The sequence below is a fragment of the Chamaesiphon sp. OTE_75_metabat_556 genome, from assembly GCF_031378165.1.
Classification (GTDB): Bacteria; Cyanobacteriota; Cyanobacteriia; order Cyanobacteriales; family Chamaesiphonaceae; genus Chamaesiphon.
Map to the genome: position 1 here is coordinate 1 of NZ_JANNDR010000435.1, position 12,345 is coordinate 12,345.

Sequence of the window (12,345 nt, forward strand, 5' to 3'; positions counted from 1 at the left end):
CCAAAATCTGGGGTAGGGGCAATTCATGAATTGCCCCTACCCCAGATTTTGGAGATCGCCTCTAAAAAATCATCGCTGAATTCAGCACCGCGATTATTTGCTCGCCTGTCAATTACAACGGTTTCTGCGTAGGCATACCGATCGCGCGCGGATAATATGGATGCGTGTCGGTAGTTTTGTGTAGCCAAATACAGTGCCGGATACTATTACTAATCGGAGTGGTGAATCGATCGATCTGGCCAATCTCACCACCTAATTTAGCTACCGCTAATTCCAGACTGGTTGCTTCTTCCTCAGTCCAGTTACCGCGATAGAGGATGGCCGTACCACCGACTTTTACTAGCGGTAAAGCATATTCGGCGCAGATGTTTGCAGCAGCGACAGCTCGGATCAGGGCGAGATCGGATCGATGGCGGTGCGATCGATTTTGGCCTAATTCTTCGATCCGACTGACGATCGGATGCACATTTGTCAAGTCGAGTTCGGGAGCGATAAATTCGATAAATCCGACTTTTTTGGCGGTCGAATCAACTAATGTAAGCTGCCAATCCGGTCTAGCGATCGCCAGTGGCAAGCCTGGAAAACCCGCACCAGTACCGATATCGATGACGTGGAGCGCGGCTGGATTATTAATTAAATCGCCAACTCCGCGTAAGGAGTCCCAGAGATGTTTTTCCCAAAATTCTTCAGGTTGAGTAATGCGGGTGAGATTGAGTTGTTGATTGGCCGTAATTACTTCGCTATAGAGAGATTGCAACTGCAATTGTTGGCGATCGGTTGGTTGCCAATTCATAGTTTCTTGCCACAGTTCGGTCATTTTGGGCAAGCAGTCTGGATTGGGTATTGATGTCATAGTTAGGTAGAAAGCGATCGAAGATTATTTGTGGGAAATGACTAAAATTACGCCAACAGAAATTGCTGCTAAACCAACGATCTGACTCAGCACGATCGATTCACGAAACCAAAAATGACCTAATAACACCGAACAGATATAACTGAGTGAAATTGCGGGAGCAGCAATACTTAAATTGACCCGCGTCAGCAGGAGAATATAGACGATCGCACCAGTGCCATAACAAGTTAGACCGACGAGCAGTTCGGGAATGGTAATCATACTAATCAGATGATTGAAGGCATTCGCGATCTCGACTTTACCGAGTTTTAGAGCACCGATCTTGAGGAAAAACTGACCGAATACGCCAGCTAAAACAGAGATTAGTAGTAAACTTAATTCTGGTAAGGTCACAATTTAATGCTTGAGTGTGAATATACACAATTATTTGTTGCTGTGGCAGCGATTTAGTCGATCGAGTTTGCTAGTTTTCACAATACCATTACTCGCGATTAATGGGTTTGATCAGAGTTTGATGCCCCATGATGAGGGTTACTATGCCATGCAAGCGCGCTGGATTTGGGAGACTGGGGATTGGTTGACACCACAGTGGTGGGGTGTGCCCATTTACGATCGAACGATCGGGATTCAGTGGGCGATCGCGCTAGCCTATCATCTGTTTGGCTTAAATGAGTTTAGCGTACGATTGCCGAGCGCGATCGCTTGTATTGCCAGCGTGTTGTTGACCTATGAAATCGGTAAGCTGCTATTCGATCGACAGATTGCTTGGGTGGGTGCGGCACTGTTGATGCTGATGGGATTGTGGGTGAATGAAGCCCACACGGCACAACAAAATACTGGATTAGTGGCAATTGAGTTATTGGGCATTTGGGCATTGTTGCAGATCGCTGCTCGGTCTACTAGCTTATCATCTTCACCGCACGGGCTGACGACTCAGGCCGATACCCTCGCAAGAGCCACTAAAAGCCCCGCCACTGGCACAGTAACCAAAATTAGCTGGGGATGGGGGATTATTGCTGGGATGACAGTCGGCTGGGGCTTTTTACTCAAGGGCTTTATGATCTTCGTGCCGCTGGTGGCTCTGTTGCCGTATACGATCGATCGCCACCGTTATCGCACATTTCTAACCAATCCAGGTATTTATCTAGGCTTGATTTTGGGGGCAATTCCCACTGGCTTGTGGTTGATTTTGAGTTGTTACCAGTACGGCAGCATCGCGCCAGCTAGAGAGTTAATTGAAAAAATGCTGTTGCTGTCGCAGACAGATACTTACAATCCTGGCCCTTTTTACTATCTGTGGATGATGCCGCTGAATATTTTTCCGTGGGCATTATTTAGTGCGATCGGGGCATTTACATTGTGGCGTAGACTGCTACCTCTGAATTATTCCCATCTAAGTTTGAGCTTGGGTTATCCGATCGCCTTATTTATTTTATTGAGCTTATTTCGGACGCGGATGATTTATTACACGATGCAATTATTGCCGTTTATGGCATTACTTGCAGCCGTCGCCTTCAGTCAATTCAGTCGCATCAGTCGGCATGATTCACCTCGTTGGTATCGGTTTGTAACTTGGTTAAATTATGCGTTTGGTGGCTTGGGTTTTGTCCTGGTACTCGCAGGTTTGCTTGTGGCGATCGATCTACCGATCAGCGGCATCGCGATTACCCCAGAGATTCGTAGCTATGCGCTACCCGCAATCGGTTTAGGTGGTGGCTGGATGACAATCTGGATCTGCTGGCAGCGGTGGCAACGAGGTGGCATTCCTTACTGGTTAGCTAGCTGGTTGATGCCAGCCTGGTTTGCCGTGATGAGTATTGGTTGGCAAGGCGGATTTGCCGACAAAAGCCCCGACTTTAGAACCGCATTCGATCGCTTACAGATCGAGAGATCGATCGCCGATCGACCCGTAAATCTGCTCATCGATACAGCAGAAGCAAATGGATTCAAACAAAATAAACAGCAAGGTAATGCCCTAAGTGTCGAAGAGCATAAAGCCTTAATTTTATTAAGCTTTTATACACCACATTTAGGTAAGAAAATTACCGAATTCGCCAATTTGCCGATAAATTCTTATGCCTGGGTGCTGAATATTTCACCCCAGTTCGCAACTCAATCACGGATACTAGGTAAGGTGCAAGGGTGGCAATTAATTCAAAAAATTGGTGACGATCAATAGTACCAGATTACAGTTGCCTCGAATGCAAAAAATCGAGGGTACCAAAACTGGATACCCTCAACTTTTTAGAGATCGATAGACTATTTAGTTTTAGCTTGGGATTTAGCTTGCTCTAGAGTAATCTCTTTGAGCGTCTGATAAGAGTTGGCATTGGCCGAACCTTCGATCGCTTTGACAGCCAGATCTTGAACTTGTTTGAGAGCAGATTCGAGTTGTTTGGAGAGACTATTGAGCCGTTCGCCTTGATTGGCGATCGTATCTTCTAGGGATTCGATCCGACCTTCATAGAAGCGTTTTTGGCCTTCGACTTCTTTAGCATAGAGATCGGATTTGATTTTAGCTTGGTAAGTCGCAATTCCCTTACCTTCTCCTTTGGCTTTGTCGATCGCTTTTTCCTTATCTTGGACGAAAGCGGCGACTTTATCTTTAGCTTCATGGAATGATTTTTCCCGTTCTGCTAAAGCTAATTCTCGTTCAGACCAAACCTTGGTTTGAATTTCTTTAGTTTCTGCTAATTCGTAATATAAAACTGCTTGTTGCTGTTCGTATTGTTCGCGATCGAGCTTACGAGTCAGATCCAAGTTGTATTTATACTCTTGAACTTCTCGGTGGCTATTTTTGCGATCGAGTTCGACCCGTTCTTTAACGGCGATCCCATTTTGTTCTTGCTCTTTATGCCAAGCTTTGGTCAAGTTTTGGACTTCTTGCTCGGCAGCTTCTTGGCGCAGTCTTAACTCTTCCCCAAAGGCTTTGGAACTAGTTTGGTAGCTCTCGATCAGCTCTTCAAAGGTGTCTTCATCGACGGCAAGAGTATGCAGTACTTGTAAATCGGTAACTTCTGCCGTGACTGCTGCCCGAATTTCGGCGAGTTTAGCAGCTTCAGTCGCTAGCTTCTCGGATAACTCGCTTACTGCTGCCCCAAAACCGAGCTGGAGGCTATCTAAACTACCGATCGTGTAGTTGAGTTTATCTTGGGCAGGGACTGCATTCATGATGGCTTTGGGTTCGGCTTTGGGTTCGGTTATGACTACTTCTTTAACAACTTTGGCAGCAGGAGCAGGCGTACTTGCTTGCTTTTGGATATTTTTGACTTCAGATTCTAGCGTTTTTTTCTCTTCAGCCAGTTGACTATAAGCAGCTAAAATTTCTGCTTTAGTATTTTTATCGGTTGGTTTTGGTGCCATAATTTGCAAATGCTGACTGGTGAATAGAATTGTGATTGTCGATCGCTTATGAAAATTAGCTGGTGAGTGACTTGTTAATTTTTCTCACTAATTTTGGCAGAAGTCTCAAATGCTTTCATTGCCAATGATTGAGCTTGATTCATAACTGTTTGCAGTTGCTCGGTGATGGCGATAATCTGTTCGTTTTGACGATCGATTACTCGCTCTAAGGATTGCAGTTTCATTTCATAGCCTTGCTTGCTGCCTTCCCATTCTTTTTCAACCAAGTCAGCTTTGACTTTGGCATCGCTACTAGTTTCTTTGATGGCTTCTTCTCTAGCTTTTTTGACGGCTTCTTCGAGTTCAGCGGGGAATGCGGCCACTTTGGCGAGATTTTCTTCAGCGAGTTTTTGATTATCCTTCAAGAATTTTTCGCGCTCTTTCCACTGTTTTTGTTGCTCGCGATCGAGATCTTGGATTTCTTGCTCTTGTTTGCGTTTGGTTTCGGTATAAGCATCAGTCTGGAGCTGGCGATCGCGAACGATCTTGTACTGCACTTCGTCTTGTTCTTTTTGCCGATCTTTAGTGACAATTGTGGCTGATTCTAGTTGTTGTTCGGCATATTCCCGATCGACTCGTTCCCACTGTTTGCGCAAGCTGACTTGCTCTCGATCTAGATCTTCACGATCGGTTGTGAGTTGCTGTTCGATCGCTTTCAAGCTTTGCTGATGCTCTTGAGTGATGATATGGAGGGCATCGGCGACTACTCTGACTTGCTGGAGTTCGGCGCGATGTTGGGTTTCAATGTCGATCGATTGTTTGACTTCGGTGAGTTTCTCGACTTCGAGGGTCAATCGATCTGATAAGCCAGTGACGATGCTACCAAATTCTAGCTGTAAATCGGCCATTCCTTTGACGATCGTGTCAACGGTATAAGTCGCAGCCTTGGTGACAATTTCTTTGTTCTTCGCTAGTTGCGCTTCTTCTTCTTTAGTGGCAACTTTCGATCCGGATCGAGATTGCTCTGCCAAAATTCGATCGAGTTCGGTAAGAATTTGGGTCTTGCTATCTTTGATTATTGCCATAACTTATCTACCTTAAGGATAAACCGTCTGAAAACTGCACCATATTGCTAACTGTTGAGGTTAGCTCGATCGCTTAGTAAGTATGCCCAAATCGGCGATCGAATTAACTTAACTACACCTGCTATTTACCAAATTTTGGAATTCAATACCTGAATAGTACTATTGTACTTTAATAAATATTCTCCGTCAATACTTTTTAGCAACTTTGGACTATTTTAGGCATTTTGTACTAGATCGACAAACTGAAGGCTGGCAGTCACGACGATCGAGGTGAGATCCCAGAGAATAGGAAGGTATAATTAGTGATGTTTGGGTACCTTTAGTGGGCGGGACTATTTAAACATCACCAATAGCGAGCAACCCTAACCAGAAAGTTAAAATTAGAAATTGGAGCTTTGCAAGATGACTTTCTCAAAATCGCCCATCACAGATCGATCGGACATCAACTTAGCCGATCCTGAGTATTATTTGAGTCGCGAATTAACTTGGCTAGAATTTAACAGCCGAGTCTTACATGAAGCAATGGACGAGCGGACACCATTGATAGAAAGACTTAAATTCATGGGCATTTTTAGCTCCAATCTCGATGAATTTTTCATGGTGCGGATGGCAGCGATCGCCCAACAAATCGAAGCCAAAGTTAGTCAACTTACCCCAGATGGCCGGACGCCGACGGAGCAATTAGCCGTAGCCAGCACGCGAGTACAGCAGCTCGTAACCCAACAACACCAGCATTTTGAAACAGTATTACGTCCGGCGATGATTGAACAAGGTATTTACTTATTAGATTATTTCGATCTCAATCAAGAACAATGTAACTACTTACAAAGCTATTTTGAAGAGCAAATATTCCCCGTTCTAACACCTTTAGCTGTCGATCCCGGACATCCCTTTCCTTATATTTCCAATCTGAGTTTAAATCTCGCCGTCGCCATCAAACATCCCGATACAGGGGAAGAATTGTTTGCTAGAGTCAAGGTGCCCAAAGTACTACCACGCTTTATTAGTTTACCGACAGAATTACAAGTTATCGATCGCACCAATCCGCTCCAAGCCAATCGCGATCGTACTCAAATTTGGACGGGAATTCCCCTCGAACAATTGATCGCACACAATCTCGAATCCCTCTTTCCGGGGATGAATATTCAAGATTGCTTTACCTTTCGCGTTACGCGCAATGCCGATATCAGCGTGGCTGAGGACGAGGCAGACGACCTGCTCCAAGCGATCGAACATGGCTTGCGGAAGCGGCGCAAAGGCGGCTCGACAGTGAGGATTGAAATCGATTCGGTGATGCCAACCCAGATTCGGCGAATGCTCCAGGAGGAGCTAGAAGTCACCGAGCAAGATATCTATGAAGTCAATGGAATGCTCGGCTTGGGGGATCTGATGTCTTTTTTAGCCCTACCGATTCCCGAACTCAAAGATCCGCCCTGGAATGCGATCGTCCCAGCGGTATTACGTCGCCTGAAAATGACTGATGACAGCAGTCAATTTTTTAATTTAATCGCTCAAAAAGATTTGCTATTCCATCATCCTTACCAATCTTTTCCCGATACCGTCGAGCGGTTTATTACTTGTGCGGCTAACGATCCCAAAGTGTTAGCGATTAAGATGACGCTGTATAGAACTACTGGCGATTCGCATATTCTCAAGTCACTAATTAAAGCGGCTGAGAATGGCAAGCAAGTCTCAGTATTGATCGAACTCAAGGCCAGATTTGACGAGCAAAATAATATTAATCTAGCCCGTAAATTAGAACAAGCTGGCGTGCATGTCGTGTATGGACTTGTCGGTCTGAAAACACATACCAAAGTTGTGCTAGTCGTGCGGAGGGAAGATGAGAAAATTCGCCGTTACGTGCATATTGGCACGGGTAACTATAATGCTAAAACCTCTAAATTATATACAGATGTAGGTTTGTTTAGTTGTCGCCCGGAACTCGGTGCCGATCTCACCGATCTGTTTAACTATCTGACTGGTTATTCGCAACAAAAATCTTATCGAAAGCTCCTGGTTTCGCCGGTAAATACCCGCGAATCATTCGCTCGTTCGATCGATCGAGAAATCGAACACGTTCGTGCGGGTAAGACAGGGCGAATCGTCGTCAAAATGAATGCCCTTGTCGATCCCAAAACGATCGAGCATCTGTATCGCGCCTCGCAAGCGGGAGTATCGATCGATCTGATCGTGCGGGGGATGTGCTGTTTGCGTCCGGGTGTACCAAACGTGAGCGAAAATATCCGCGTCACTAGTATCATCGGCAGATTTCTCGAACACTCACGGATCTATTATTTCCAGAATGGTGGTGACGCCAATGTGTTCATTGGCAGTGCCGATTGGATGACGCGAAATCTCGATCGTCGTGTCGAAGTGATTACCCCGATCGAAGATCCCGAAATCTCTAACGATCTCCAAGAAATTTTGGGGATTATGCTCTCCGATAATCGTCAAGCCTGGGATATGCACTCTAACGGTAGCTACAAACAACGTCGTCCGCAACCAGGGACAGAGGAACAGAGTACTCAGCAAATTTTGATGGACATGGCGGGTAGTTAGTCAGTTGGGAGTTGCTGTACCACCGTATGGGAGTTGGGAGTTGGGAGCGGGGAGCGGGGAAAAAGTTGTAGGGTGTGTTATCGCAAAGCGTAACGCACCGAAGAGAATAGTTATTTCAAATCTAGTAAGCCTTGCTCTTTGAGCTTGGGATTGAAGCGGATTTCGGCGGTGACACCGCGTTCTTTCAGTTTGGTTAAAATAGTTTCTTCGACGCGTCTGGCGACTTGCTTGAGCAATTTAATTTGGGCGACACCATCGAGATCGTCGAAGCTAGCCTGCTCGGTGACTGTCATCGTATGGCGCGTGGAGATCGGATCTAACCAGACAGAATTAGCCTCACCATTGCCGACTGGAATACTAGCATTTTCCGCAATCCAGGCTGACTGCACGCTGTCGAGCCATGTCCGATTCGGTCGATCGATTGTAGTCGCTTTTACCCAATAGCAACAGTCTGGCTGTCTGACTAAATGCTGTTTGAGACTTAGGTAAATATCTCGCGAATAGCCGACAAATTGTAAGAGCTGGGAGCCATCGAAAATCGCATAAATACCGATCTGATTTTGGAGACTTGCTGGTAACTCGCCAGCATCATTAATATATGGTAAAAATTCCAAGCCACTCAGACTTGGAATATCAATATTTGCTGACATATTAAATAAGCGATCGGTAAAAATCTAGTTAATCTTTTGATAAATGGCACACAACCGACTTGGTTGAAAGATCTTGGCCGCAAACATAAAGTTCGGCGGCACATTAATAATTAGATGGTCTGGGGACTGGTGATATTTTTCGACCTCAGCAGGCATTCCTTTGGGCGTGCCTGGGCTATAAGGTACTGGTTGAAATAAGATTTCGGTAAATATCAACGATTGACAACCAGCTTGCTCGGCAACTTGCTGAAGGAATTTTTCACTAGTTAGCAACCCAAATAAGATCGCTTGAACTTGGGAATCGAGGGTGAAACTACCATCAAAGTTTTCGATTACTTTTATTTTCATACATAAGTAGTTTGTTTTCAGCGATCTAGGCTAATTGTTGTGCGATCGCAACATTCGGGTAGACACTGCTCAGCAGTATCTAGCAGCGCGTAATCATTACTAATTCTATCTTTAGTGGATTAGCAACTGTCTGCCCGAAAAGTGCTATTGCTAACGAATCTTGATCGTTAGACTGTCATAATATCTTTTTCTTTCTCAGCTAAAACCTGTTCGACTTTTGTGCCGTATTTATCAGTTAATTTCTGGATTTTATCTTGCAGATCTTTAGATTCATCTTCAGAGATTTCACTAGCTTTCTCTTGCTTTTTGACAAAATCGATCGCATCGCGCCGGATATTACGGATGGAGATTTTACCTTCTTCGGCGTATTTACCGGCTTGTTTGACAAATTCTTTCCGGCGTTCGCCAGTCAGAGGCGGAATATTCAGGCGAATTGTCGAACCGTCATTGTTGGGAGTCAAGCCGATATCCGATAGGGAGATGGCTTTTTCGATCGTGCTCATACTACCGCGATCGAATGGTTGGATCGTAATCGTCGTCGAGTCGGGCGTCCCGATATTTGCCAGGGATTTGAGTGGTGTCGGCGTACCATAATAATCGATCGTCACTCGATCGAGTAAACTCGCACTTGCGCGTCCGGTGCGAATTGTATTAAACGAGCGGCTGACTGACTCAACCGCTTTCTGCATATGACCTTCAACATCAGCAAATTTCACAAGAACCTCCTACAAATGTACCAATTGTTTCACCCGCTACCACTCGCTGAATGTTACCCCGTTCAAATAAATTGAACACGATAATCGGAATATTATTTTCCCGACACATGGCAATGGCCGTGCTATCCATCACTCGTAAATCCTGATTGAGAACGTGACTGAAAGTCAGACTTTGAAAGCGTTTAGCATCAGGGTTGGTCTGAGGATCGGAATCATAAACACCATCGACTTTGGTGGCCTTGAAGATGACATTGGCATCGATCTCTGCGGCTCGTAGAGCAGCAGCAGTATCTGTAGTAAAGAATGGATTACCAGAACCTGCTCCAAATACTACTACCCGCCCTTTTTCGAGGTGACGGATTGCCCGACGACGAATATAGGGTTCAGCTACTTCCTGCATCGAGATCGCGGTTTGTACCCGCGTGGGTACACCCTTTTGTTCTAACGCATCTTGCAGGGTTATGGCATTCATGACGGTCGCGATCATCCCGACATAGTCAGCAGTAGCTCGATCCATGCCTTTAGCTGAAGCTTTGACTCCACGGAAAATATTGCCACCACCGACGACGATGGCCACTTGAACACCACTAGCGACGACTTCGGCTACTTCTTGGGCGATGGCTTGAACGATCGTCGGATCGATGCCATAACCAAGATCGCCCATTAGGGCTTCCCCACTCAATTTGAGCAATACCCGTTTGTAAGTCGTCTCCATGTTGTTTATCTTCTCAACTCAAATTTTCTCCCATCCACAATACCAGGAAACGGCGATCGTTTTTCGATAGGGGATAAGGCTTGTTCAAAGCTCGACAATCCACTTTTGGAGGCTTCCTGACGCGCAATGCGCGTTAAACTCTAATTCACGAGCCACTATCCAATATTCCCTACCCCTATCCTCTATCCCCTATCCCCTTCCTCATGGATTATTACGTTGCACCAGCTTTCTTGGATAAATTAGCCGTCCATATCACCAAAAATTATCTCGATCTGCCAGGGGTAAAAGTGCCGCTGATTTTGGGCATACATGGGCGTAAAGGCGAGGGCAAGACTTTTCAGTGCGAATTGGTATTCGATCAAATGAAGGTAGAGGCAATCCACATTTCAGCGGGAGAATTGGAAAGTCCTGATGCTGGTGATTCGGCGCGATTGATTCGGTTACGGTATCGCGAGGCAGCAGAAATCATCAAAGTGCGGGGGCGGATGGCGGTATTGGTAATTAATGATATCGATGCTGGTGCGGGCAGGTTCGATCAGGGCACCCAATATACAGTCAATACCCAGTTGGTTAATGCCACGCTGATGAATATTGCCGACAATCCTACGAATGACCAGTTAACAGGTAGCTATGACTCGACGCCATTACCGCGAATTCCGATTATTTTGACTGGCAACGATCTCTCGACGCTCTACGCACCACTGGTGCGGGATGGCCGGATGGAGAAGTTTTATTGGGTGCCGACGCGCGAGGACAAAATCGGGATCGTCAGTGGTGTCTTTGCGCCCGATAATATTTCCCAGCGCGAAATTGTCGGTTTAGTCGATCGATTTCCCGAGCAAGCCGTCGATTTTTTTGCAGCGATGCGGGCGCGGATTTATGACGAACAAATTAGGGATTTTATTCACAAAGTCGGCTTGGAGCGACTCTCGATCGAAGTCGTCAATCCCGCCAGTGGCATCAAGCCAACTTTTCCCAAGCCCTATTTTACAATCGATCGATTGGTTGAATTTGGCAATCTATTAGTCCAAGAACAAAAATCGGTGGCCGAAAGTAGATTGGTCGAAGAATACAATCGCGTTCGTTATGGTGCGCCACCTAAATCTTTTTAGCGAGCAGATCCAGGGTATCCACAAGCGGCGTGTTTATGTCTAGGGTTCTCCCCGAATAAAAAAACGACAAGACTTATACAATCAGCCGATAGGGGTACCCTGGGATATCGCAGTAATAATATCGATCGATTGCTTTCGTCATTAGGTAGTCAAAAACCACCAGATGCAAATTATTACCTACAGTCCCGCATATACGATCGTCCCAACTTACGAGTGCTTCAATCGGTGTAGCTACTGCAATTTCCGGGTCGATCCTGGTGCAGATACTTGGATGACACTCGATCGAGCCACCCAGATTCTCACCGATCTTCAGGGTCAAAATATCTGGGAAATCTTGATTTTAAGTGGTGAAGTTCATCCCCAATCGGCACGTCGTCAAGCTTGGATCGATCTCATTTACGACCTATGCAATCTAGCTCTAGAAATGGGCTTTTTACCACATACTAATGCTGGCCCTTTGAGCTTTAGTGAAATGGAGAAATTAGCGCAGGTCAATGTCTCGATGGGATTGATGCTAGAATCGCTCGATCCAGCTTTATTACAAGGCGTGCATCGGCACGCACCGAGTAAATCGCCCGCAATGCGACTCGAACAACTTAATTGGGCTGGGGAGTTAAAAATTCCGTTCACGACGGGCTTATTATTGGGTATTGGCGAATCGGAAACCAATTGGGAAATTAGTCTCCAATCGATCGCCGATATTCACGATCGCTGGGGACGTATTCAAGAGGTAATTTTACAGCCTTATAGTCCTGGCAGTCAGGAAAGTTTTGCCAGTTTGGGTTTTGATATCACCAAGCTACCTACAGTAATTCGGTTAGCCAGACAGATATTACCTGCGGAGATCGCCATCCAAATTCCACCGAACTTAATCCCCACCCCCGATTTATTATTAGCTTGTTTGACTGCGGGAGCTAGAGATTTAGGTGGTATCGTCCCCAAAGATGAAGTCAACCCAGACTATC

Annotated in this window: 11 protein-coding genes and 1 pseudogene; 4 read left to right on the forward strand and 8 right to left on the reverse strand. The window is 45.7% G+C overall.

The features are described 5' to 3' along the window. Window positions 1-112: 112 nt before the first annotated feature. Complete coding sequence (gene rsmG / locus RMO27_RS17680; RefSeq protein ID WP_309734932.1) at window positions 113-853, reverse strand: 16S rRNA (guanine(527)-N(7))-methyltransferase RsmG; 741 nt, start codon at window positions 851-853, stop codon at window positions 113-115. A 24-nt stretch (window positions 854-877) separates the two neighbouring features. After that, complete coding sequence (locus RMO27_RS17685; RefSeq protein ID WP_309734934.1) at window positions 878-1,246, reverse strand: EamA family transporter; 369 nt, start codon at window positions 1,244-1,246, stop codon at window positions 878-880. 16 nt (window positions 1,247-1,262) lie between these two features. Between RMO27_RS17685 and RMO27_RS17690 the strand changes: the two genes are divergently transcribed. After that, on the forward strand, window positions 1,263-3,032 hold the full coding sequence (locus RMO27_RS17690; RefSeq protein ID WP_309734936.1) for a glycosyltransferase family 39 protein: 1,770 nt from the start codon (window positions 1,263-1,265) through the stop codon (window positions 3,030-3,032). An 80-nt stretch (window positions 3,033-3,112) separates the two neighbouring features. Here RMO27_RS17690 and RMO27_RS17695 read toward each other — a convergent pair whose 3' ends face one another. Then, window positions 3,113-4,216: a hypothetical protein gene (locus RMO27_RS17695; RefSeq protein ID WP_309734938.1), complete on the reverse strand. Its 1,104-nt coding sequence runs from the start codon at window positions 4,214-4,216 to the stop codon at window positions 3,113-3,115. 74 nt (window positions 4,217-4,290) lie between these two features. Beyond that, window positions 4,291-5,280 carry a hypothetical protein gene (locus RMO27_RS17700; protein WP_309734941.1) on the reverse strand — a complete coding sequence of 330 codons (990 nt, stop codon included), beginning with the start codon at window positions 5,278-5,280 and terminating at the stop codon, window positions 4,291-4,293. A 402-nt stretch (window positions 5,281-5,682) separates the two neighbouring features. On the opposite strand from RMO27_RS17700, the gene ppk1 reads away from it, so the two are divergent. Then, on the forward strand, window positions 5,683-7,839 hold the full coding sequence (ppk1, locus tag RMO27_RS17705; RefSeq protein ID WP_309734944.1) for a polyphosphate kinase 1: 2,157 nt from the start codon (window positions 5,683-5,685) through the stop codon (window positions 7,837-7,839). Between the two features lie 110 nt (window positions 7,840-7,949). On the opposite strand, the gene RMO27_RS17710 is transcribed toward ppk1, so the two are convergent. The 4 genes from RMO27_RS17710 to pyrH all read right to left on the reverse strand — a co-directional run bounded on the left by RMO27_RS17710 (window position 7,950) and on the right by pyrH (window position 10,268). Then, window positions 7,950-8,489, reverse strand: a complete 540-nt coding sequence (locus tag RMO27_RS17710) for a GIY-YIG nuclease family protein (RefSeq protein WP_309734946.1) — start codon at window positions 8,487-8,489, stop codon at window positions 7,950-7,952. A 24-nt stretch (window positions 8,490-8,513) separates the two neighbouring features. Further along, a complete protein-coding gene (locus RMO27_RS17715) occupies window positions 8,514-8,837 on the reverse strand; it encodes a hypothetical protein (RefSeq protein ID WP_309734948.1) in 324 nt (107 codons plus the stop codon). A 167-nt stretch (window positions 8,838-9,004) separates the two neighbouring features. After that, on the reverse strand, window positions 9,005-9,553 hold the full coding sequence (gene frr, locus RMO27_RS17720) for a ribosome recycling factor (RefSeq protein ID WP_309734950.1): 549 nt from the start codon (window positions 9,551-9,553) through the stop codon (window positions 9,005-9,007). Then, complete coding sequence (pyrH, locus tag RMO27_RS17725) at window positions 9,540-10,268, reverse strand: UMP kinase (protein WP_309734952.1); 729 nt, start codon at window positions 10,266-10,268, stop codon at window positions 9,540-9,542. The genes frr and pyrH overlap by 14 nt, the downstream gene beginning before the upstream one ends. Before the next feature lie 203 nt (window positions 10,269-10,471). Here pyrH and RMO27_RS17730 point away from each other — a divergent pair. Together RMO27_RS17730 and cofG are read left to right on the forward strand one after the other, a co-directional pair. Then, a pseudogene (locus tag RMO27_RS17730) lies at window positions 10,472-11,359 on the forward strand (AAA family ATPase); the annotation flags it as partial. Window positions 11,360-11,543: 184 nt separating this feature from the next. Next, on the forward strand, window positions 11,544-12,345 hold an 802-nt coding region (gene cofG, locus RMO27_RS17735), incomplete at its 3' end, for a 7,8-didemethyl-8-hydroxy-5-deazariboflavin synthase subunit CofG (RefSeq protein WP_309734956.1).

Bases quoted from the DNA above. Each gene is read 5' to 3' on its own strand.
- rsmG (WP_309734932.1), bottom strand. From the start codon at position 853: ATGACATCAATACCCAATCCAGACTGCTTGCCCAAAATGACCGAACTG.
- RMO27_RS17695 (WP_309734938.1), bottom strand. From the start codon at position 4,216: ATGGCACCAAAACCAACCGATAAAAATACTAAAGCAGAAATTTTAGCT.
- RMO27_RS17700 (WP_309734941.1), bottom strand. From the start codon at position 5,280: ATGGCAATAATCAAAGATAGCAAGACCCAAATTCTTACCGAACTCGAT.
- ppk1 (WP_309734944.1), top strand. From the start codon at position 5,683: ATGACTTTCTCAAAATCGCCCATCACAGATCGATCGGACATCAACTTA.
- RMO27_RS17710 (WP_309734946.1), bottom strand. From the start codon at position 8,489: ATGTCAGCAAATATTGATATTCCAAGTCTGAGTGGCTTGGAATTTTTA.
- RMO27_RS17715 (WP_309734948.1), bottom strand. From the start codon at position 8,837: ATGAAAATAAAAGTAATCGAAAACTTTGATGGTAGTTTCACCCTCGAT.
- pyrH (WP_309734952.1), bottom strand. From the start codon at position 10,268: ATGGAGACGACTTACAAACGGGTATTGCTCAAATTGAGTGGGGAAGCC.